A 22,288-nucleotide genomic window follows, 5' to 3' on the forward strand; every position below is an offset into this window, starting at 1 on the left:
GACAAGTCATTATCGTATGTTACTGGAACTCACCGGCACACCCGGACGACCTTCAGGCCACCTTCGGCAGGTGCGGCAGCAACTTGTCGAGCGTGATCGGGAAGTCGCGCACCCGGACGCCCGTCGCATTCGCGACCGCGCTGGAAACCGCAGCGCCAACGCCGCAGATACCCAGCTCACCGACCCCGCGTGCCTTCATCGGCGACGATTTGGTGTCCAGGCTGTCGACGAAGATCACGTCAAGGTCGGGAATGTCGGCATGCACCGGCACATGATATTCGGCCAGATCGTGGTTGGCGAAGTATCCGAACCGCTCGTCCACCTGCAACGCCTCCATCAGCGCCGCGCCGATCCCCATCGTCATGCCGCCCAGGCATTGGCTGCGCGCGGTCTTGGCGTTCAGGATGCGCCCGGCCGAGAACGCGCTGGTCATGCGCCGCACGCGGACCTCGCCGGTGACGGCACTCACCGCCACCTCGCAGAAATGCGCGGCGAAGCTCGCCTGCGCGTAGGTCTTTTCCAGATCGCCATAGGTGATCGTATCCTCGGCCACGACCGGTCCGTTCGCCGCCGCGCTTGCCAGCGGGATCGAACGGCCACCGGCGCGGATTTGCCCGTCGACGAACTCGGCATCCGCCGGCATCCCCATCCGCGCCGCGATCGCGGTACGCAGCGCCATACACGCCGCGTAAGTCCCCGCGGTCGAGCTGTTGCCGCCCCATGATCCGCCGGACCCCGCGGCCTTGGGGAACAGGCTGTCGCCCAGCTTGATGCTGACCCGGTCGAGAGGCACGCCGAGCATTTCGGCCGCGGTCTGCGCGTTGATCGTGTAGCTGCCCGTGCCGATGTCGGTCATCGCCGTTTCGACCAGCACCCGCCCGCCGGACTGCAACGTGACCCGCGTGCCGGATGCCTTCACCATGTTGTTGCGGATGCCGCCCGCCATGCCGTGCCCGATCAGCAGCGATCCGTCGCGCATCTGGCCCGGACGCCGGTTGCGCCGGTCCCAGCCGAATTTCGCCGCCCCCTGCCGCATGCATTCGACCAGCTTGCGATCCGAAAACGGCCGCACCTTGTCCTGCGTCGTGGGGTCCTGCTGCACGTCGTTGACGATCCGCAGTTCGACCGGATCCATGTCGAGGGCCTCGGCCAGCTCGTCCATCGCGCCTTCCAGCGCGAACAGTCCGGCCGCCTCGCCCGGCGCACGCATCGATCCACCCTTGGGCAGGTCGAGCGTCGCGATATAGGTCTCCAGCTTGCGGTTCGCGCCGCCGTACATCAGCCGCGACTGTTCGGTCGCCAGTTCGCCGCGCGCCCCCTCTTGGTCGCCGGTCCAGGTCGTGTGGCCCATCGCCAACAACCGCCCGTCGCGTCCCGCCGCCAGTTGCAGCCGCTGGATCGTCGGCGGCCGGTGCGTGGTATGGTTGAAGATCTGCGGCCGGGTCAGCGCGCACTTGACCGGCCGGCCTAGCTTCTGCGCCGCCACGGCGGACAGCACCGCGTCGCCGTACACCTCCAGCTTCGACCCGAACCCGCCGCCGATATAGGCGCAGACGCACCGCACCTTGTCGTGCGGGATGCCCAGCGTGTCGGCCACGCCCTCGGTCGACCAGTGCGTGATCTGGTGCGAGGTGTGGAGCGTCAGCTGGTCACCCGACCACATCGCCAGCGTCGCATGCGGCTCCATCATCGCCTGCGACTGGTTCGGCGTGGTGTAGGTCACGTCCACCTTCACCGCCGCGGCGGCAAAGGCCCCGTCGAAGTCCCCGACATGCGCATCCTCCGCCTCCGGGTTCGGCTTGGCATTGCGCGCACCTTCGGTCAGCGAGAAGCGCCCCTTGCCGGCGGAATAGCCGATCCGCACCAGATGCGCGGCGGCAGTCGCCTGCTCAAACGTCTCGGCGACGACGAACGCTACCGCCTCGTCATGCTGCTTGATGTCGCGACCCTGCAACTGCGGCGCGGCATGCGCGCCCTTGGCCTCCTCGGACCCCTCGCTGCTTTCCTGGCTCGTCGTGTTCTGCTTCTTCTGCTGGCCGAACATTTTCGGCGCGTTCCGGTGGGTCAGCACCAGCAGGACACCCGGCGCGCGTTCCGCATCACGCGTGTCCATCGTGGCGATCCGCCCCTTGCCGATCCCCGCGCCCACCATCACGCCGTACGCCGCGTTGGGCGCGATATCGTGATATTCGTAGGAATAGGGCGCTTGCCCCGCCACCTTGATCGCGCCATCCACGCGGTCGAACGGCTTGCCGAGAATGCGCATGCGGTCGGTCGGGTTGGGGCCCGCTGGCTTGTCGAACTTCATGCCGTCTCTCCGCGCATCGTGGCATCCAGGGTGCGGTGGACCAGGGCGATCTTGAACCGGTTCTGGTCGGTCGATCGCGCACCGGTCAGCACGCGATCCGCGATCGCGTCGGCCCCCTTCAGGCGTTCCGCATCCTCCACCCGCCACGGCTTGTGCGCGATGCTGCCGAACGCGAAACGTTGCAGCCCCGGCCCGGTGATCGCCGCGACCGAGACCAGCGCAAAGGCATAGGACGCCCGGTCGCGCACCTTGGTATAGCTCTGCCGCCCGCCGACCGGCTTCGGCAGCGTGACAGCGGTGATGAACTCGCCGGGTTTGAGCGTCGTCTCGATCCACGGCGTCTTGCCGGGCAACGTGTGGAAATCGGCGATCGGGATCGTCCGTGTGGCGCCGTCCGGCATCACCGTCTCCACGCCCGCATCCAGCACGCGCATCGCCACCGCCATGTCGGACGGGTGATGCGCGATGCAGTCGTCGCTCACCCCCACGATCGCCAGCGTCCGGTTCAACCCGCCGATCGCCGAACAGCCCGATCCCGGCACGCGCTTGTTGCACGGCTTGGTGGTATCGTAGAAATACAGGCAGCGCGTCCGCTGGAGCAGATTGCCCGCGGTTGTCGCCTTGTTGCGCAACTGGGCCGAGGCACCGCTCAGCAGCGCGCGGGACAGCACCGCATAGTCGCGCCGCACTCGCGGGTCCGCCGCCAGCTCCGCATTACGGACGGTCGCCCCGATCCGCAGCCCGCCGTCCGGCGTCGGCGCGATCCGGTCGAGCCCGGGCACCCGGGTCACGTCCACCAGATGCGACGGCGTCTCGATCTCCAGCTTGGCCAAGTCGAGCAGGTTCGTCCCGCCGCCGATGAACTTGGCGCCCTTGTGCCCGACTGAGGCCTGCGCCGCCCCCTGCGCGGACGTCGCGCGTTCGTAGGTCACCGCTCTCATGACTTTTTCCCCGCATGCACGTCGCCGATCGCCGCGACGATGTTGGGATAGGCGGCGCAACGACACAGATTGCCGCTCATCCGCTCGCGCACTTCCGTGTCGGAATATTCCGCATGCTCCAGGTCGGGCGACACGAAGCTCGGCGCGCCGGACCGCACCTCCTCCAGCATCGCGACCGCGGACACGATCTGCCCCGGCGTGCAGTAACCGCATTGATAGCCGTCGTGACGCACGAACGCGGCCTGCATCGGGTGCAGCTTGTCCGGCGTGCCGAGCCCCTCGATCGTCGTGATCGTATCGCCGTCATGCATCACCGCCAAGCTGAGGCAGGAATTCACCCGCCGGCCCTCGACGATCATCGTGCACGCCCCGCACTGCCCGTGGTCGCAGCCCTTCTTCGACCCCGTCAGCTTCAGATGCTCGCGCGCCATGTCGAGCAGGGTCGTGCGCGCATCAAGCGTCAGGTTCTCGGGCTTGCCGTTGACGGTCAGCATCACGCGCACCAGCGGCGGATCCGCCTCGCGCGCCTTGTCCGGCGTCACGGCCGCCATTGCGGGCGCGGCCAGCATGGACGCCGTCGCGGCTCCGGTGCCCAGGATCTCGCGACGCGAAACCCCGCCAGTTGGCTCGGTGTGCATATCATTCCCCATATTGTCGGCCGCATGGACGCTGACCCGCTCTGTGATGAAGTCGCGTCGCGTTCAGATCTTGGCGGTACCGGCACCGCTCTCCGCGTAGAGCGCGGCGTAACGGCGCGTGACCGCGGGCAGAGCCTCGTCGATCCACTGCGCCATGCTCTGCTCTTCGCGCAGCGACTCCTGCAGCAGCGACATCTCGTGCGTCAGGCCCGCATCCTCGGCGAGCGTCAGCAGCGATTTGTACGCCGCGATCTCGAAATGCTCGAACGCGTAGTTGGCGAAACTGTCCTTCAGGATCTCGTCGCCCGCGATGCTGTGGGCCAGCGCCGCCATGCCGCCGGACAGACTAAGCCCGATGTCCTTCAGCGTCGAACCGCTCGTGCCGAACGGCGCCAGTATCTCGTCCAACCGTTCGATCTGGCGGTTGGTCTCATCGACATGCAGCCGCAGCCGGTCGGCCACGTCGGGGTAATGCTCGATCCGCGCGATCTGCGGCGACATGATCGAAAGTGCCTGCTTCTCGACGGCGTGGAGATTGGTTGCGCCGGTCACGAAAAGCTGGCGGAGCGTGTCCTGGGGATTGGCCATGGTCGGGTTTCCTTCTGTCTGGATCGGTAGTCCGCCGGCGATCGTCGGCCGGCCGGGCGGGCGTGGCGCCACGCCGCGGCGTTACGCGTCGACGGGCGTCTGGCGGGGATGGATCGGCGCCATCCAGGCTTCCGCCGGCTCATCGAGCGAAACGTCGTCGGCCCGCTCGGTCAGCACGATGACCGTTTCGATCTCCGTCTCGATCTCGGTTTCCAGGACAAGCACCTCGGTCTCGTCGGACAGCAGCAGCAGCGCGGGCTCGGCCACCGGCTCCACCGTCTCGGCCGGCCGCTCGCCGCGTCGCTGCGCCAGCATCGCGCCCGCTAGCACGACGCCGCCCATGGCCAGCAACCGAACCTTCGGATGCGTCTCCAGCCAGGTATAGGCGCTGAACCGCCGTGCCTTCGGCGTGAAGTCGCCGTTCATCCGGTCGCCGGCACAAGGCTCGTACAGGTTGCCCTGCTTCCCGCCCGGCCGCGGCACGTCGGTGCGCGACGCCGGTATGCCGGCCCTGGCGAGCATGAGATCCACCATCCCCGGCATCGTCGCCTGCGCGCGCGCCATCATGCGGGCGGCACCACCGGCGAACAGGTCGCGCACCGGATGCTCTGCGGCATACAGGACGCAGTCGGCCACGACCTGCGGATCGTAGATCGGCGACGGGCCTTTCGGCTTCACGTCCATCTTCTTGCGCGAATTGTTGAAGAACGGCGTGTTGATCGTCGCCGGCTTGACGCTGGTGACCGAGATCGGGACACCGTCCGCCATCAATTCGCGGCGCAGCGCATCCATCGCGCCCTCGACCGCATGCTTGGATGCGCTGTAGGCCGCGTGCAGCGGCAGCGAGACCATGCTCTCAACCGGGGAGATCGCGATAATCGCCCCGGCACCCGTCCGACGCAGCGCCGGCAGCGCGGACAGACAGCCATGGATCTGCCCAAGGTAATTCACCTCCATCACGCGGAGATACTCTTCAGGCGTCGTGTCCCAGAACTTGGCATAGACCGACACCGCGGCGTCGTTGACCCATGTGTCGATGCGGCCGTAGCGCGCCTCTGCATACTTGGCGACGGCGGCGACGTCTTCCGGCAGGGTCGCGTCGCAGACCTGGTAGACGGCCTCGCCGCCCGCCGCCACGATCTCCTCGACAAGCGTGGACAAACCCTCCTCGCCGCGCGCGGCGACCACCAGCGCAGCTCCCTTCTTCGCAAAACGCAGCGCGCAGACGCGCCCGATGCCACTTGATGCGCCGATGATGACGACGACCTGTTCCCGGATCGGCTTGAGCTTCATGACGCTAACACCTTACTGTTATATGAAGACGAGCTTCTGCAATTGGCATTCGAGCGTTCGAACTTAGGACATGGTTCCGCCAAATATATTTAGGATAATCTAGGTTATCAATTTATTCGAATTATATAAAACGGCTTCTACTAGATTTCTTATCATCGATTAATGTGAAATCGGAAAGGCTGCATCCGTGGCTACCCATTTCGGCGCACTAGTTTCGGCTCGATCCAGATACGCCAGCCTCGCAGCAAACCGATCATGCAAGGCCTTGCCCCTGCTCGCCGACACGCCGGCGTCGGTCCTCGGCCCTGTGAACCCCCGCCCATCCGCCACCACGGCAGCCCGCATCGGAAGCTGGCTAGCGTGCATTTTGTTGAGAAACGACACAGTATTAAAATCGATTAAGATCAGCCGGCGTGAACACGCTAGGTTTCAGGCGTACCGAAAATCTAGCTCAGGCGTCTCACTCTATGAAACTTCACGAGCATCAGCAGGCGGCGGCACGCGAAGACTTGGCGGCAGAACACGCGAGCTGCGACCCGAGCAGGTACCGCCACGCGGAACTCGCGCAACTTCACCGCCGACGAGCGAAAATGGCTTGGGCAAACGGTACGATAGTAACGTTTATTTAGGAAGGACTGCACGATGACGCACATCGAGAACGATCCGGATCCCGTCGCGAACGAACTTGACGAAATCCATGAACAAGCGACTCCCGGGGCGGTCGGCGAAACCAAGAAGAGCGACGCGCTGATCCCTGCCGCGGATCCGAAGGAACGCGGCGCGCCGCCGTCGATCGACGAGGGCGATCCGGCAACGACGGCTGATGCCAGCGGTACAAGCGAGACCGATTGATCGTCGACGCGGTGCCTGCCGAGTGAGACGGCAGCCCCCAACGCCTGCAATCTTGCAGTGTCCCGCTCAGACACTTCCGGGTCGATGCATCTTGAGCGAAACTCCGCCAATAGAAGCATGAGCGGAGTCCCGGAACGTCATGGCCGTCACTGATATTGCGACTCGCACCTATGACCACGGGTTCCGGCTTGACCCGATCGTCCGCAGCTTGCTCGACACCGACTTCTACAAGCTGCTGATGCTTCAGATGATCCGGCACCTTTACCCGGACGTCCAGGCGACCTTCGCGCTCATCAACCGCACGCAGACAGTGCATCTGGCCGACGACATCGACGAAGCGGAGTTGCGCGCGCAGCTGGATCACGCCCGCACGATCCGGTTCAGCAAGAAGGAGCTCATCTGGCTCGCGGGCAATAGCTTAGCCGGACAGGCACGGATCTTCAAGCCGGACTTTATTGCCTGGCTGGCCGATTTCCGGCTGCCCGACTACCGGCTCGCCCGGGTCGACGGGCAGTTCGAGCTGCAGTTCGCCGGACCGTGGACGCACACCACGATGTGGGAAATCCCCGCGCTGACCATCATCAACGAACTCCGCTCCCGCGCCGCGACGAAGGGGATGGGCCGCTTCGCGCTCGATGTTCTCTATGCCCGCGCCAAGGCGAAGCTATGGGACAAGGTCGAGCGGCTGCGCCTGCTGCCCGACCTCGTCATCTCGGACTTCGGCACGCGCCGGCGTCACGGTTTTCTATGGCAGCGCTGGTGCGTCGAGGCTTTGAAGGAGGGCTTGGGGCCGCGCTTCATCGGCACGTCGAACGTCCTGCTAGCGATGGACAATGACCTGGAGGCGATCGGCACCAACGCGCACGAACTGCCCATGGTGCTCGCCGCACTGGCGGAGAGCGACGCAGACGTCGCGGCGGCGCCGTACCGTGTGCTCGACGATTGGCGACACCATTATGCCGGCAACCTGCTGATCGTGCTGCCCGACGCGTTCGGCACCGCCTCGTTCCTCGAACGGGCGCCCGACTGGGTCGCGGACTGGACCGGTTTTCGCCCCGACAGCGCTCCGCCCATTGCCGGCGGCGAACGGATCATTCGCTGGTGGCAGGCGCATGGCCGCGACCCGGCGGACAAGCTCCTGATCTTCTCCGACGGCATGGACCTAGACTCGATCGAGGCGACCTATCGCCACTTCGACGGGCGCGTCCGGATGAGCTTTGGCTGGGGGACCAACCTGACCAACGATTTCAGCGGCTGCGCGCCGGACGGTGCTATGGGACTGGAGCCCATCTCGCTGGTCGCAAAGGTCGTGACCGCCAACGGCCGCCCCGCCGTCAAGCTCTCCGACAATCCCGACAAGGCGACCGGCCAACCTGCCGAAATCGCGCGCTACTTGCGCATCTTTGGCGAGGAAGGACGGTCGCCTCTGCCGGTGATCGTCTAGTCCGCCCCTGACCGCAGGAGCGAGAGAGCAACAACCGAACTGCCGTAAATCCCGAGATCGCAGCATGACCCACATCAAGCGCCGGATGTCGCGAATGGGTCACAAGGATCGATCGATCGATCGGGGTGGGAGAGGGAAACGGCGTGTGCGCATCCATCACCTGAACTGTGGAACGGACTGTCCGCTCGGCGCGGAACCGGTGGCGTCCGCGGCAACTCGACGACGTCGGCGAATGGCGAACCTACGGCGCCCGGGGTGAGCCCTGGTTCGGGTTCGATGTGGTGCGGGACCTCGACGGGCTTCCGCCGGAAATCCTGCTGGTACCGCTGCCCGGTCATACCTGGGGTCATGCCGGTGTCGCCATCCGCCGCAATGACGGCCGCTGGCTGCTCCATGCCGGCGACGCCTATTTTTACCGCGGCGAAATGCGCGAGGCTCGCCGCCGCTGCACCCCCGGACTACGTGCCTACCAACGCCTCATGCAGGTCGATGCCACAAGCCGCATGACGAACCAGGAACGGCTTCGCGCCCTATCGCGCGAACACCGCGACGACCTCACCATCACCTGCACGCACGACCCCGTCGAACTGGAGCGTTGCCAAGCCGAGATGCCGCTCTGACGCTAACTGGGGTCGCTGGAGTTCATCATCGAGCGCGACCTTTCTGCCGCAAATCTAGCGGACATTCGCGGGCCATGTATCTCGAAAACACTGTTTGTGAAGCGACAACCACCGGTATCGCGATCCGCCCGAAGCGCGCACCAGGATGCCCTGATCCCTTCCAAATATATCGGCACGAGCCCCTTCACTTCAGGAGTTGTCGCAAGACGCGTCCGCGATCCCCGCGCTTTCGGCGTTCCAGCCCAGGCCGGAGACATGCCGACGAGCCATTCTTCGCTGTCGCAGCGTTATGTCGACGTGAGCAGACAGGAAGCAAGAGTGACGACAACATCGACATGGTCCGCGTCGCCTGCGGCGTCCGGCGTCCGGGCGCAGTCCGGTTCGGATATCGCCCGCGCCGGCCAGTCCCGCACCCGCATCGACGGGCCGCTCAAGGTCTGCGGACTGGCCGAGTATCCGGGCGACGTGACGCTGCCCGGCATTGTGCATGCGGCGCTCGCGGTCAGCGCCATCGCGCGCGGCCGAGTGACCTCGATCTATCGCGACGCGGCCGTGGCGATCCCCGGCGTGCTGCTGATCCTGACGCACGAGGATGTCGGCGACGCGATCGGCCCCGTCGGTCACCTGATGGAGGGTGGCTGGGCCAACAGCAGCTGGCGGCCGCTCGCCTCGCCAGAAATCCGCTACGCCGGCCAGATCGTCGCGATGGTCGTCGCCGAAACGTCCGAGATCGCGGCGGCCGCGGCGGCGGCGCTGCGCGTCGGCTACGCGGGCCAGTCGCCGGTCGCCAGCCTGGCCGATCCGCGCTGCGAAACCGAGCGTCTCGCCGATGTCAGTCCCGAGCATCATGACCGCCGCAAGGGCGACCTGGACGCCGCGCTGGCGAAGGCGGCGGTGCGGATCGACGGCCGCTACACGACGCCGATCCAGCATCACAACCCGATCGAACTGCCCAGCACGACGTGCAGCTGGGATGGCGACCGGCTGACCGTGTACGAACCGACCCGCTATCTCGTCGCCGCGCAGCATGGTCTGGCCTCGCAACTCGGCATCGCGCCCGACCGCGTCCGGATCATCTCCCGGTTCATCGGCGGTCATTTCGGCGGCAAGCTCGCGCTGTCGCAGCAGACCGCTATCTGCGCGCTCGCCGCCCGCCGGCTGGGCCGCCCCGTCCGGCTGGAGGTCAGCCGCCGCGACCAGTTCACCGTCGCGAACCACCGCACCGAAACCCGCCACCGCATCCGCCTTGCCGCGACCGCCGATGGCCATCTGCTCGGGGTCGGGCATGACGCCGCCACCATCAGTTCGCGGTTCGATAATTTCGCGATGGAGGGCACCGACGTCTCGACCGCACTCTACGCGGCGGACGCGGTCGCGGCCGAGGAGCGGCTCGGCCGCGTCGACCGGAACACGCCCGGTCCGATGCGCGCCCCGCCCGAGGTCCCGTTCCTGTTCGCGATCGAAAGCGCCATGGACGAACTGGCCCACACGTTGAACATCGACCCGATCGAACTGCGCCGCCGCAACGACACGCTGGCCGATCCGGTCACCGGCAAACCGTTCACGACGCGCCCGCTGATGCGCTGCTTCGATGCGGCCGCCGCGGCGTTCGGCTGGTCCGATCGCGTGGCACAGCCGCGCGCCACGCTCCGCGACGGCTGGTGGATCGGTCACGGCTGCGCGGCGGCGGCGCGACCCGTCAAGATCGGCGCGGCGGCCATCCGCCTGGCGCAGGACGCGACCGGCGCGGTCCGCGTCGAGACCGCCCATCACGAGATCGGCAACGGCCTCTACACGCTGCTCGCCAGTATCGTGTCCGAACGGCTGAACGTGCCGCTCGATCGGGTGACGGTCGCGCTGGGGGACACGGCCCTGCCGCCCGCCGGCATCTCGGGCGGTTCCGCCACCACGACCAGCCTGGCGAATGCGCTGGCGGAGGCCTGCGACGCGCTGCTCCGCAAGCCGGAAGGTGCGCGCGAGGTCCGGCTCGACTGGCTGCCCGCAGGCGCGAAGCCCAACGCGCTCGACGAACTGCGCGCTGGCCACATCAAGCTCATCACCGCCCCCGAGGACAAGCTCGCCTGGACGTTCGGCGCACATCTGGTCGAGGTCCGCGTGCATGCCGCGACGGGCGAGATCCGCGTGCCCCGCCACGTCGGCGCCTTTGCCGCCGGCCGCGTGCTGAACCCGATGGCGGCGCACAGCCAGTATATCGGCGGCATGGCCTGGGGGCTCGGCTCCGCGCTGCTGGAAAAGACGGAGCTGGACCCGCGCACCGGCGTCTACATGAACCGCGACCTCGGCGAATATCTGGTCCCGACATTCGCCGATATCGTCGGCCAGACGGTCATCATGGTCCCGGACGACGACCCCGCCGTGAACCCGGCGGGCATGAAGGGTCTGGGCGAAATCGGCATCATCGGCGTCGCGGCCGCCGTGGCCAACGCCGTCTTCAACGCGACCGGCGCGCGCATCCGCGATCTGCCGATCCGGCCGGAGACGGCGCTGGGCTGACGCGCCCCGCCCCGCCGCGCTAGTAGAAGCGCGGGATCGGCCCGACCTGCGGCGTCTGGTCCGGAAGCGCGACCTCGACATCGTCGACGAAGCACCATCCCCAGCCCTCGGGCGGGTCGTAGCCCTCGATGATCGGATGCCGCGTCCCGTGAAAATGTGCGCGCGCGTGGCGATGCGGGGAATCGTCGCAGCATCCGACATGACCGCATTCACGGCACAGCCGCAGATGCACCCAGACGCTGCCGATCTTCAAACACTCCTCGCACCCTTTGGCGCTGGGCGTCACCGCCCGGATCGTCTTCATGTGCGTGCAGGTCATGCGCGTGTCTCCCTGGCCAGTTGTTCGGCGAACATGCTGTGGATCTGCGCCACCACCGCCGCGCCCTCGCCCACCGCGGCGGCGACGCGCTTGGTCGACCCGGCCCGCACGTCACCGATCGCGAAGACACCCGCCCGGCTCGTTTCGAGCGGCAGCGAACCGCCGCCGGTCACGACGAACCCCTTGGCGTCCGTGTCGACGCAACCCTGCGCCCAGTCGGCATTGGGATCCGCCCCGATGAACAGGAACATGTGCCGCACCTCGCGCCGGGTCAGCGTCCCGTCGCGCCGGTCCCGGAACGTCGCCGCGGTCAGGCCGGTCTGGCGATCGCCCTCCAGCCCCGCGACCTCGCACCCGACATGGATTTCCACGTTCGGCAACGCCGCGATCCGGTCGATCAGGTAGCGCGACATGGTGGCCTCGAGTTCGCGCCGGACCACGAGATGCAGCTTGCGGACCTGCGGCGCGAGGAAGGCGACCGCCTGCCCCGCGGAATTGCCGCCACCGACCAGCACTACCTCCTCGCCGGCGCACAGCCGCGCCTCGATGGCGGACACCCAGTAGGAGATGCCCGCCCCCTCGAACTCGCTCAGCCTCGGCACGTCGGGCCGGCGGTATCGCGCGCCCGACGCGATCACCACGGCCCGCGCCTTCACGCGCCGCTCGTCGGCACACAGCAAAGTCGGCACCGACCCGTCGCAATCCAGTCCCTCGACCGTCACCGGGATCGCGATCTCGGCCCCGAACTTCAGCGCCTGATTGAACGCCCGCCCCGCCAGCGCCTGACCGGAAATGCCGGTGGGGAAGCCAAGATAATTCTCGATCCGCGACGATGCACCCGCCTGCCCGCCCATCGCCCGGCCATCCAGCACGACGACTGACAATCCCTCGGATGCCGCATAGACCGCGGTCGCCAGGCCCGCGGGTCCCGCGCCGACGATCGCGACATCGAACAAACGCTCCGGATCGATGTCCGGCACGACACCCAGGCAGGCGGCAAGCTCCTCGACGCTCGGCCGCTTCAGCACCGGTCCCGCCGGACAAACCACCAGCGGCAGCTCCTCCGGCAACACGCCGGTCCGCTCCACCAGCTCCCTGCCCTCCTCGTCGGACCGCAGGTCGAGCACGCGGTTCGGCAACCCGCTGCGGCCGAGGAAATCCTGCAACCGCACCATGTCCGGGCTGCCCGGCGTGCCGATCAGGATCGTACCGGCCCCCCCCTCCTCGATCAGGCTGACGCGGCGCAGGATCAGCGCCCGCATCACGATTTCACCGACATCCGCCGATCCGACCATCAGCGCGCGCAGATGCGCCGGATCAAGCGGCAGCGCGGTACAGCCGTCCGGCCCGGCCCGCCCCGCGGCGATCGACGGACGCCCGGCCAGCTGGTTGACCTCGCCCGAAAACTGGCCCGCCTGATGCACCGTGATCGTCGCCTCGCGGCTCAACCCGTCACGCCGCACGACCTCAATGCTGCCGTCCACCACCAGCCAGGCCGGCGCGCCATGGTCGCCGATTGCGTAGAGCGTCTCGCCCGGCGCGAAGCGTGTTTCCGGCCCGCTGGCAAAGCGCCGCGTGGTCTCCACCTGCGCCGGCGTCAGGACCGGAAAACGCTGGTGCTCACGCGTGTCGCTCATGCTCATCCTGTCCTTCCTGTCAGCTCACGCTTCCCACCGTTCCAGACGACCGAACCTCATTCCGTGTTTCGCATCGTCATAGCCAAGGACTTGGTGGACATTCTGACCGTTTAAACCCGGCCTATGATGTCCATTTATGACAGGGCGTAGGATTCTGTCGTGTCCGCCGCGACAGACGAGGCGAACCACGGCCCCAACGATCTGGCGGCGCACCTGACAACTCGAGAACCGGTGTCCCTGGAAACATCCTCACGGCTCACACTGGCGCAATTGGGAACGCAGGCTATGGCTCCTGAGCCGACCCGTTCTCAGGCGCCCCCTTTGCCCACGCCGCTATTGCGCCGACCATAAGCGGCATACAACACCAGACCCGCGACGTTCCACATGACGAACCGCACCAGCGTCGAGGACGGCAAGCTGGCCAACAGGTACAGGCACCCCAGCACTGTGACCGTCCCGACCACATAGGCGGCGGGGCAACGGAACAGGCGGGGCAGCTGCGGCGCCGTGCGTCGCAGGACCATCAGGCAGATGCCGACCGAGATAAAAGCGATCAACGTCCCGGCATTGGCCAGTTCGGCAATCTCGTCGAGCCGGAAGAAGCCGGCGACCGCCGCGATCGACAGACCGGTCAGTATCGTGATCAGCGTCGGCGATCCCGTCCGCCGGCTCACCTTCGCCAGCCCGCGGGGCAGCAGACCGTCGCGCGCCATGACGAAGAAGATCCGGCTCTGGCCGTACATCATCACCAGAATGACCGATGGCAGCGCGATCACCGCGGCAAGCGCGATCAGCTGTGCCGCGAACGGCTGGTTCAGCTGCCGCAGGACAAGCGCGAGCGGTTCCGGCGAATTGGCCAGTTGCGTGAACGGCATGGCACCGATCGCAGTCACCGCGACCGCCATGTAGATCACGGTGCAGACCAGCATCGACCCGACGATCCCGATGGTCAGGTCGCGCTTCGGGTTCTTGGTCTCCTCTGCCGATGTCGCGACCGCGTCGAAGCCGTAAAAGGCGAAGAACACGATCGCGGCGGCCGCCATCACGCCGCGCTTGTGCCCGGCCACCTCGGTTGATCCGAAGCCGTAGGGCATGAACGGATGCAGGTTCGCGTTCTGGAACGCGGGCAGCGCGTAGGCGACGAAGATCGTCAGCGCGACGAGCTTGATCAGGACCAGCACGATGTTCAGCGTCGCGCTCTGCCGCGTGCCGAGGATCAGCATTCCCATGACGGCGAGCGAGACGAGCACAGCCGGCATGTTGACGATGCCGCCGCCATGGGGCCCGACCAGTAAGGCCTGCGGCAGGTGAACTCCCGCCGTCTCGATCCACCCCACCAGATATCCGGACCAGCCAACCGCCACCGTTGAGCAGGCCAGCGAATATTCCAGGATAAGGCTCCATCCGACGACCCAGGCGACGGTTTCCCCCAATGCGGTGTAGCTGAATGTATAGGCGCTGCCGGCCGCCGGAATCAGCGTCGCCAGTTCGGTATAGGCCAGCGCGGCGCACGCGCAGATGACGCCGCAGATCACGAAGGCCAGGATGACGCCCGGCCCCGCCCGCTCCGCCCCGACCCCGACCAGCGTATAGATCCCAGTGCCCACGATCGCCCCGACGCCGAGCGCGATCAGATGTGGCCAGCTCAGCGTCTTGGCGAGGCTATGTTCCTGGCCATGCGCCGACGATTCGAACGATTTGCGTGGTCCAAACATTGCCCATCCCCGAATATGGTTACGCGTCGCGCGCCGTCCCTAACTGGTGTTGCAGTTGGGTCGGCCTCGATTGGAAATGGCCGGCCAGCAGCGTCAGCATCCGCCCCTCATCGCGGAAGATCCTCGCGCCCAGCCGGCCGCAAAAGCGCGCCGTGACGATCTGCCCACGGACAACGTTGCCCATCGATGTGCGGCTCGGGAGGCGGGATTGCCGCGCCGATACCGAACGGGCTTCATGAAACCTGGAAACCTTCCCAGAAACGGTCTTCGCGATCGATCCAGATCGTGTTGAACCCGGTCGCGACGGCCGATCCCTCGATCGACGGAATGATCGCGGCGGTGTCGCCCAGGCTCGTCGCCGCCTCAACCCGCCCGACGAACCGGCTGCCGATGTAGCTTTCGTGGACGAAGCGGTCGCCAACCGCCAATCGGCCGCTGTCCGCCAAGTGCGCCAGCCGCGCGGAGGTGCCGGTGCCGCACGGGCTCCGGTCGATCGCCTTATCGCCGTAGAAGACCGCGTTGCGCCCGTCCGCGCCGTCGCTTCGCGGCACGTCGGCCCACAGCACGTGGCTGACGCCGCGGATCGTCGGGTCGACCGGGTGGACCGGCTCGAACACGGCGCGCACCGCCTCTCGAACCCGACCGCTCAGCGCGACGATCTCCGCCGCGCCGAGATCGTCGAGGCCGGTGTAACGCCCCTGCGGCTCGACGATCGCATAGTAGTTTCCGCCATAGGCCACGTCGACAACGAGCGGTCCGATGCCGTCGATATCCACCTGGATACCCCGCGCGGCGACGTAGGCCGGCACGTTGGTGATCCGGACCGACGTGACCTTCGGGCCGTCGGTCTGGTACGTCACGTCAATCACGCCGGCCGGTACTTCGATCCGCAACCGTCCCGGCTCGGCCGGCTGGATCAGGCCGTGTTCCAGACCGAACGTCACCATCCCGATCGTGCCGTGCCCGCACATCGGCAGGCATCCGCTCGTTTCGATGAACAGAATGCCGATATCGGTGTCGGCCCGCGTCGGCGGATACAGAAACCCGCCGGACATCATGTCGTGCCCGCGCGGTTCGAAGCAGAGTCCGGTGCGGATCCAGTCGAACCGCGCCATGAAGTCCTGCCGCCGTTCGGACATCGATGCGCCCTTCAGCAACGGCGCACCGCCCGCAACCAGGCGGACCGGGTTACCGGCGGTGTGCCCGTCGATGCAGAAGAATGTGTGCCGCATCAGGCGGGGGCAAACGCCGGCTCGGCGGGCGAAAGCGTCGGCCGTGTCGCCGCCGCCTGCTCGACCATCGCGATCACCTCGGCCCGGCGCGCACCGACCAGCGGGTAACGCGGCGGCAGGACGCGCTCGGACCCGCGACCCATCACCTGCTCGGCCAGCTTGATCGACTGAACCAGGTCATGCTCGGCATCCAGGTGGAGCAGCGGCATGAACCAGCGATAGATCTCCATCGCCTTGGCATGATCGCCGCGCTGGAACGCGTTGACCAGTTCGACGGATTCCCGCGGAAACGCGTTGGTCAGGCCGGAAACCCAGCCCTGCGCGCCGAGGAACAGCCCCTCCAGCGCGACGTCGTCGAGCCCGGCGAACAGCACGTAGCGATCGCCGAACGCATTCTTCACGTCGGAGAAACGGCGCGTGTCGGGCGCCGACTCCTTGACCGCGACGATGTTGGCAACGTCGATCAGCGCGGCCAGCACCTCGTTGTCGATCAGCGTGCGATAGGCGGGCGGGTTGTTGTACAGCATGATGGGCAGGCCGACCTGTTCGGCTACGCCCCTGAAATGCAGCACCAGTTCGGCCGGCTTCGGCACATAGACCATCGGCGGCAACAGCATCAGGCCGTCGGCCCCGACCTTTTCCGCCGTCTGGGCATAACGGACCGCGCGGCGCGTATCATATTCCGAAACGCCGGTGATTACGGGTACGCGGCCATGCACCGCCTCGACGATCGCGGTCAGTATCTCGACCTTCTCGTCATAGTCGAAGGAGTTGTTCTCGCCCACCGTGCCGAGTGCGATGACACCCGTCACGCCGTCGCGGATCAAATCGGCGACGACACGTTGCGTGTCGCCCAGATCGACGGTCATGTCCTCACGGATCTGCGTGGTGACGGCCGGAAAAACGCCTTTCCATTCGACTGACATTCGGTATCGACCTTCCTGTTTCTCAATATATATACTGTATACGAAAATCGCAGATACGGTGCAACAGGAGAATGACGTGGGCGGGATCGGGATCGTGGGGGGCGGCATCGTCGGTCTCAGCTGCGCGCTCGCCATGCTCGATCGGGGGCGTGACGTTACACTGTTCGAACGCGCGGCCGATTACAACGCCGCATCCTGGGGAAATGCCGGCCATATTGCGGTCGAGCAGGTAGCGCCGCTCGCCTCCCCCGCCGCGTTACGGTCCGCGCCGTCGCGGCTGTTCGGCATCGGCGGTGCGCTGGCGCTACCGCCATCGATGATCGGGCGCTGGCTGCCATTCGTCCTGCGCCTGGCCGGTGCGTCGACGCCCGGCCGCTTTGCCGCCGGAACAACCGCGCTCACGCCGCTGCTGGCTGGCGCCATGCCGGCCTGGCGCGATCTGGCGGCGGCGATCGGCATGCCGGACCTGCTGCGGGAGGATGGCCACATCGTCATCTGGGACACGCCGGCGACCGCCCGGCGCGGCCGCGAACGCTGGTCGCGAACCGCGATCGGCACGGCCCGGATCATCGACGCCGAACCGGGCATGCTGCAACGACTGGGCACCCTAACCGAACATGTCGGCGGCGCGATCCGCTTCACGGGCAGCGGACAGATTGCGGACCTCCGCCGGCTCGCCATAACGCTGGAGGCCGCCGTCGTGGCGCGGGGCGGCCGGATCGTCCGGCAGGATGTCCGGCTGATCGAGACCGCGGGACGGATCGCCGTCGCCGGGCATGACATCGATCAGGTGCTGGTGGCCGCAGGCGTGCGGTCGCGCGCGCTGCTCGAACCGCTCGGCTACCGCGTGCCGATGATCGCCGAGCGCGGCTATCATGTCCGTGCGCGTGCCGATCGCTGGCCGGCAGACCTGCCGCCCGTCGTGTTCGAGGATCGATCGATGATCGTCTCGCGTTATGCCGACTGCGTTCAGGCGGCGAGCTTCGTCGAACTCGGCGACCCCGACGCCCCGCCCGATCCACGCAAGTGGGAACGGCTGGAACATCATATCCGCACGCTCGGCCTGCCGATCGCGGGCCCTTATGATCGCTGGATGGGCGCGCGTCCGACCCTGCCCGACTATCTCCCGGCCATCGGCCGCTCCGCCCGACACGCCAACCTGATCTACGCGTTCGGGCACCAGCATCTCGGCCTGACGCTGGCGCCGGTGACCGCGCAACTGGTCGCCGCGCTGATGCTAGGGCAAACTCCTTCAATCCCGCTCGATCCGTTCGACCTGCATCGGTTCGGCAACACAGGACGTCACCCATGACCATCGGCGGATCCACTGTCGCGCGCGAACTGGTGAGCCTTCACGCCTGGCCAACGCCCGCACCGCGCATCGCCGCGGCCGAACGCACTGCACGCCTCACCAAGGCCCGCGCGCTGACGGAGGCGGCAGGCGCAACGGCGATCCTGATCGGCGCGGGGCCGAGCCTGCGCTATTTCACCGGCCTCCCCTGGCACGCGACCGAGCGGCTGGTCGCGCTGCTGCTCCCGGTAACCGGTCAGCCGATCCTGATTTGCCCACGCTTCGAACAAGGTTCGCTGGAGGCCGGACTCGAAATCGACGCGGACCTCCGCCTCTGGGAGGAGGACGAAAGCCCATACGCCTTGGTCGCCGATGCGGTCGCGGGCCGGTTGCTGTTCGATCCGCAACTCCCCTACGGCATGGCGTCCGCGCTTGCCGCCACCGGCCTCGCGCTTGGCGATGGCGGCTCGGTCGTCGACACCTGTCGCATGATCAAGAGCCCGGCCGAACTCGCGTTGCTGACGCAGGCCAAGGCGATGACGCTCGAAGTCCAGCGCCGCGCCGCCCGCATCCTCCACCCCGGCATCGCCGCCAGCACCGTCATCCGCTTCATCGACGAGGCGCACCGCGCGATCGGCGCGTCAGGCTCGTACTTCTGCGCGGTCCAGTTCGGTCGCGCGACCGCATTCCCGCACGGTCTGCCCGGCGATCAGCGGCTGGAGGAGGACCAGCTTGTGCTGATCGACACCGGCTGCCAGGTCGAGGGCTATCATTCCGACATCACCCGCACCTACGCGTTCGGCAATGTCGGCGACGAGGCACGCGCGATCTGGGATGTCGAACATGCCGCGCAGGCTGCGGCCTTCGCGGCGGTCCGGCCCGGCGTCCCGTGCGAAGCGGTCGATGCCGCCGCCCGCGCGGTGCTGGAGAAAGCCGGCCTCGGTCCCGACTACCGCCTCCCCGGCCTGCCGCACCGCACCGGCCACGGCATCGGCCTGTCGATCCACGAGCCCGCCTATCTCGTCCGCGGTGACCGGACGCCGCTTGCCCCCGGCATGTGCTTCTCGAACGAACCGATGATCGTCGTGCCCGACCGCTTCGGTATCCGGCTGGAGGATCATTTCCACGTCACCGAAACCGGTGCCGCCTGGTTTACCGAGCCGCAGCTGTCGATCGACCGCCCGTTCGACTAGCGGCCAATCTCACTCCTCGTCGGGATAAGGCCCCTTGCCGCCCGCCGCGATCAACGCATCGGTCCGCGCCTGGATCATCGGCACCGGCACCGATCCCATCTCCAGCATCGCGTCGTGGAAGGCGCGGATGTTGAACTTCGCCCCCAGCGCGTCCTGCGCCTTCTTGCGCGCCGCCTGGAACGCCATCTGCCCCATATAATAGGACAGTGCCTGACCCGGCCACGCGATGTAGCGATCGACCTCGGTCTCGATCTCATGATCCGACAGCGCGGTGTTGTCGTGCAGATAGTCCTGCGCCTGCTTCCGGCTCCACCCCTTGGCATGGATCCCGGTATCGACCACCAACCGCGCCGCGCGCCACGCCTGGTAACTCAGCATCCCGAACAGGTCGTACGGCGTCTCGTACATCCCCATGTCCTCGCCCAGAGTCTCGCAATACAGCGCCCAGCCCTCGCCATAGACCGACAGATAGGTGTCGCGCCGGAACGCCGGCAGCGTCTTGTTCTCGGCAGCCAGCGGCATCTGGAACGCGTGGCCCGGTGCGCTTTCGTGCAACGTCAGCGCGACCTGCGAGTAAAACGGCCGCGACGGCAGCGCATAGGTGTTGACCAGGTAAATCCCCGGCCCGCCGCGCCCCCCGGTGTAGAACGGCGCGATATCGGCCGGCACCGGCTTGATCGCGAACCGGCTGCGCGGCAGGTGGCCGAACCACTGCGATGCCTTGCCGTCGAACGTCTTGGCGATCCACGCCGCGCGGTACAGCAGCTCGTTCGGCGTCTTGGGGTAGAATATCGGATCGGTGCGCAGGTGGTTGAAGAACGCCTGCAGATCGCCCTGAAACTTCACGCTCCGCATCACGCCGTCCATCCGCGAGCGGATCTTGGCGACCTCGGCAAGCCCCAGCGCGTGGACCTGGTCCGGCGTCAGGTCCTCCGTCGTATATTCATGGATCTTCGACTGATAATAGGCCTTCCCGTCGGGCAGGTCGTACGCGGCCAGCGTCTGGCGCGCATGCGGGATATAGTCGGTGCGCAGGAACGCGAGCAGCGCCGTATAGGCCGGGACGACAGCCTGCGTGATCGCCGCCATTCCCTCCGCCCTGAGCGCCGCCTGATCCGCCGCGGAGATGATCGATGGGAACGTCTTGAACGGTTCGTAGAACGGCGAGTCCTGCGGCGTCTTCGCCTCGGCCACCTGCGCGACGCCCGTATCGCGCCCGGTCAACGTCACGCGCGCCGGCGTGAAGCCCCGCGCCAGCCCGGCGCGCATGTTCCCGGTCTGCTGCGCGAAGTAACGCGGGATCTGGCGCATCACGGCGATATAGTCGCGATACTCCTTCACCGACGCGAAGTGTCCGCGCGCGCCCTCCGCCACGTCGCCCCAGAAACTCGTGTCCGCGGTCAGCGGCTTTTCATAGTCGCGGTAACGTTGCTCGGCGAGCAGTGCATCGATCTGCTGCGCATAGACCGCATAGTTGACGCGGTTCGCAGGCGAGAGGTTGGCCGGCGCGATCGCCGCCAGTTGCCGCGAAACATCCGTCCAGCGCGCAAGCCGCTCCGCCTGCGCCGCCGGCCCGACATCGGGCAGCTGCGGCGGCGCGTTCGGCGTGTCCTCGCCCTGCGCCATCTGGCGTTGTCGCCACGTATATTCCGCGGTGTAGAGCGCCTCGAACCGCGCATCGGCGGACGTCGCCGCCGCCGCTCGTGGCGGTGCAGCCGCCACCGCACCGACCGCGGTCGAACCCAGCGCCAGCGACAGGATCAGGGCCTTCATCATACTTCTCCCGGTATCAGCGCCAGAATCTCGCGGTGCAGCGCGCCCGGTACGACGACGCCCTCGGCCAGACTCCGCTCCCGCGCCGCATAGCGCCGCTGCGACGGCAGCCGCGCGCCCTGCGCCTCGATCGCCGCGAACATCACCTCCGCGCGCGCCAGATGCTCGGCCGCCGCATCGCCCAGAAACCCGGCGGGATCGATCGCGATGATCAGCTCACCGCCGATCGGCGATCCGCCACGACCCGCATCGGCGTCGATCGACTCCCGGCTGGTCATGTCGCCGATCAACGGCCCGGCGAGCAACTCGACCATCGCCGCCAGCGCGGAGCCCTTGTGCCCACCGAACGTCCGCATCGCGCCGTCCAGCACCGCCGCCGCATCGGTCGTCGGTTGCCCTCCGGCGTCATAGCCCCAGTCGTCCGGCACCGGCTTACCCGCCCGCCGGTGCAGCTCGATCTCACCGCGCGCCACCGCACTCGTCGCGAAGTCGAACACGAACGGATGACCGCCCGGCCGCGGCCAGCCGAACGCGATCGGGTTGGTGCCGAACACAGGCTGCATGCCCCCGGCCGGCGCGACCCAGGCATGGCTCGGCGTCACCGCGATTGCGACCAGCCCGTCCTCCGCCAGCGCCTCCACCTCCGGCCACAACGCCGCGAAATGGACCACATTGTTCAACGCCAGCGCGGCGATCCCGTAGGCCCGCGCCTTCTCCGCCAGCAGCGGCCGGCCCCGTTCGAACGCCAGCTGCGCAAACCCGCCGCCGCCATCGACGCGGACCAGCGCCCGGGCCGGCTCGCTCACCACCGGCACGGCATCGGGAGCGACGACCCCCTTGGCGACGCTGTTCGCCGCAACGAGCAGCCGGTAGACGCCGTGGCTGCGGCACCCGTCGCGCTCACCCGCGACCATCGTCTCGGCCACCGCATCGGCATGGGCGGCCGACAATCCCGCCGCGCGCAGTACGGCCCGCGCCAACACGCGCACGTCATCGAGCGTCAT

19 protein-coding genes are annotated in these 22,288 nt (G+C 67.3%); 6 read left to right on the top strand and 13 right to left on the bottom strand.

The genetic code is table 11. The features are described 5' to 3' along the window. Positions 1 to 52: 52 nt before the first annotated feature. From IEX50_RS14560 to IEX50_RS14580, 5 genes are all read right to left on the bottom strand, one after another. Entirely contained in the window at positions 53 to 2,308 is a 2,256-nt protein-coding gene (locus IEX50_RS14560) for a xanthine dehydrogenase family protein molybdopterin-binding subunit (RefSeq protein ID WP_157177023.1), read from the bottom strand. Continuing rightward, the gene (locus IEX50_RS14565; RefSeq protein ID WP_157177022.1) at positions 2,305 to 3,249 is read right to left on the bottom strand and encodes an FAD binding domain-containing protein; all 945 of its coding nucleotides are present in this window, start codon (positions 3,247 to 3,249) and stop codon (positions 2,305 to 2,307) included. The genes IEX50_RS14560 and IEX50_RS14565 overlap by 4 nt, the downstream gene beginning before the upstream one ends. Next, positions 3,246 to 3,887: an aldehyde dehydrogenase iron-sulfur subunit PaoA gene (gene paoA, locus IEX50_RS14570; protein WP_157177021.1), complete on the bottom strand. Its 642-nt coding sequence runs from the start codon at positions 3,885 to 3,887 to the stop codon at positions 3,246 to 3,248. Before paoA ends, IEX50_RS14565 begins: the two co-directional genes overlap by 4 nt. A 63-nt stretch (positions 3,888 to 3,950) precedes the next feature. Continuing rightward, the gene (locus IEX50_RS14575) at positions 3,951 to 4,475 is read right to left on the bottom strand and encodes a ferritin-like domain-containing protein (RefSeq protein ID WP_157177020.1); all 525 of its coding nucleotides are present in this window, start codon (positions 4,473 to 4,475) and stop codon (positions 3,951 to 3,953) included. A gap of 81 nt (positions 4,476 to 4,556) precedes the next feature. Further along, positions 4,557 to 5,768 (bottom strand): SDR family oxidoreductase, encoded by a 1,212-nt coding sequence (locus IEX50_RS14580; RefSeq protein ID WP_157177019.1) that lies wholly within the window; start codon positions 5,766 to 5,768, stop codon positions 4,557 to 4,559. Positions 5,769 to 6,410: 642 nt separating this feature from the next. Between IEX50_RS14580 and IEX50_RS14585 the strand changes: the two genes are divergently transcribed. The 4 genes from IEX50_RS14585 to IEX50_RS14600 all read left to right on the top strand — a co-directional run bounded on the left by IEX50_RS14585 (position 6,411) and on the right by IEX50_RS14600 (position 11,198). After that, positions 6,411 to 6,620, top strand: a complete 210-nt coding sequence (locus IEX50_RS14585) for a hypothetical protein (protein ID WP_157177018.1) — start codon at positions 6,411 to 6,413, stop codon at positions 6,618 to 6,620. A 139-nt stretch (positions 6,621 to 6,759) separates the two neighbouring features. After that, a complete protein-coding gene (gene pncB / locus IEX50_RS14590; RefSeq protein ID WP_157177017.1) occupies positions 6,760 to 8,064 on the top strand; it encodes a nicotinate phosphoribosyltransferase in 1,305 nt (434 codons plus the stop codon). 167 nt (positions 8,065 to 8,231) lie between these two features. After that, complete coding sequence (locus IEX50_RS14595; protein ID WP_184075316.1) at positions 8,232 to 8,684, top strand: MBL fold metallo-hydrolase; 453 nt, start codon at positions 8,232 to 8,234, stop codon at positions 8,682 to 8,684. Positions 8,685 to 9,002: 318 nt separating this feature from the next. Next, positions 9,003 to 11,198, top strand: coding sequence for a xanthine dehydrogenase family protein molybdopterin-binding subunit (locus IEX50_RS14600; RefSeq protein WP_229674071.1), 2,196 nt, complete (start codon positions 9,003 to 9,005; stop codon positions 11,196 to 11,198). 19 nt (positions 11,199 to 11,217) lie between these two features. Here the strand turns inward: IEX50_RS14600 and IEX50_RS14605 are convergent, their stop codons facing one another. The 6 genes from IEX50_RS14605 to IEX50_RS14630 form a co-directional block, all read right to left on the bottom strand. Then, entirely contained in the window at positions 11,218 to 11,517 is a 300-nt protein-coding gene (locus IEX50_RS14605; protein ID WP_157177015.1) for a UBP-type zinc finger domain-containing protein, read from the bottom strand. After that, on the bottom strand, positions 11,514 to 13,160 hold the full coding sequence (locus IEX50_RS14610; RefSeq protein ID WP_157177014.1) for an FAD-dependent oxidoreductase: 1,647 nt from the start codon (positions 13,158 to 13,160) through the stop codon (positions 11,514 to 11,516). Before IEX50_RS14610 ends, IEX50_RS14605 begins: the two co-directional genes overlap by 4 nt. 302 nt (positions 13,161 to 13,462) lie before the next feature. Next, positions 13,463 to 14,869: an amino acid permease gene (locus tag IEX50_RS14615; RefSeq protein ID WP_157177013.1), complete on the bottom strand. Its 1,407-nt coding sequence runs from the start codon at positions 14,867 to 14,869 to the stop codon at positions 13,463 to 13,465. 19 nt (positions 14,870 to 14,888) lie between these two features. Next, positions 14,889 to 15,053 carry a hypothetical protein gene (locus IEX50_RS14620; protein WP_157177012.1) on the bottom strand — a complete coding sequence of 55 codons (165 nt, stop codon included), beginning with the start codon at positions 15,051 to 15,053 and terminating at the stop codon, positions 14,889 to 14,891. A gap of 49 nt (positions 15,054 to 15,102) precedes the next feature. Beyond that, positions 15,103 to 16,101 carry a 4-hydroxyproline epimerase gene (locus IEX50_RS14625; RefSeq protein ID WP_157177011.1) on the bottom strand — a complete coding sequence of 333 codons (999 nt, stop codon included), beginning with the start codon at positions 16,099 to 16,101 and terminating at the stop codon, positions 15,103 to 15,105. Continuing rightward, a complete protein-coding gene (locus IEX50_RS14630) occupies positions 16,101 to 17,027 on the bottom strand; it encodes a dihydrodipicolinate synthase family protein (RefSeq protein ID WP_157177010.1) in 927 nt (308 codons plus the stop codon). The genes IEX50_RS14625 and IEX50_RS14630 overlap by 1 nt, the downstream gene beginning before the upstream one ends. 76 nt (positions 17,028 to 17,103) lie before the next feature. Between IEX50_RS14630 and IEX50_RS14635 the strand changes: the two genes are divergently transcribed. Then, the gene (locus tag IEX50_RS14635) at positions 17,104 to 18,339 is read left to right on the top strand and encodes an NAD(P)/FAD-dependent oxidoreductase (protein WP_229674072.1); all 1,236 of its coding nucleotides are present in this window, start codon (positions 17,104 to 17,106) and stop codon (positions 18,337 to 18,339) included. Further along, positions 18,336 to 19,511 (top strand): M24 family metallopeptidase, encoded by a 1,176-nt coding sequence (locus tag IEX50_RS14640; protein WP_157177008.1) that lies wholly within the window; start codon positions 18,336 to 18,338, stop codon positions 19,509 to 19,511. The genes IEX50_RS14635 and IEX50_RS14640 overlap by 4 nt, the downstream gene beginning before the upstream one ends. A gap of 9 nt (positions 19,512 to 19,520) precedes the next feature. Here the strand turns inward: IEX50_RS14640 and IEX50_RS14645 are convergent, their stop codons facing one another. Together IEX50_RS14645 and IEX50_RS14650 are read right to left on the bottom strand one after the other, a co-directional pair. Next, positions 19,521 to 21,287 carry a DUF885 domain-containing protein gene (locus IEX50_RS14645; RefSeq protein ID WP_157177007.1) on the bottom strand — a complete coding sequence of 589 codons (1,767 nt, stop codon included), beginning with the start codon at positions 21,285 to 21,287 and terminating at the stop codon, positions 19,521 to 19,523. Next, positions 21,284 to 22,288, bottom strand: a complete 1,005-nt coding sequence (locus tag IEX50_RS14650) for an Ldh family oxidoreductase (protein ID WP_157177145.1) — start codon at positions 22,286 to 22,288, stop codon at positions 21,284 to 21,286. Before IEX50_RS14650 ends, IEX50_RS14645 begins: the two co-directional genes overlap by 4 nt.

The organism is Sphingomonas prati, assembly GCF_014643515.1.
In the GTDB taxonomy this organism is placed as follows: domain Bacteria; phylum Pseudomonadota; class Alphaproteobacteria; order Sphingomonadales; family Sphingomonadaceae; genus Sphingomonas_R; species Sphingomonas_R prati.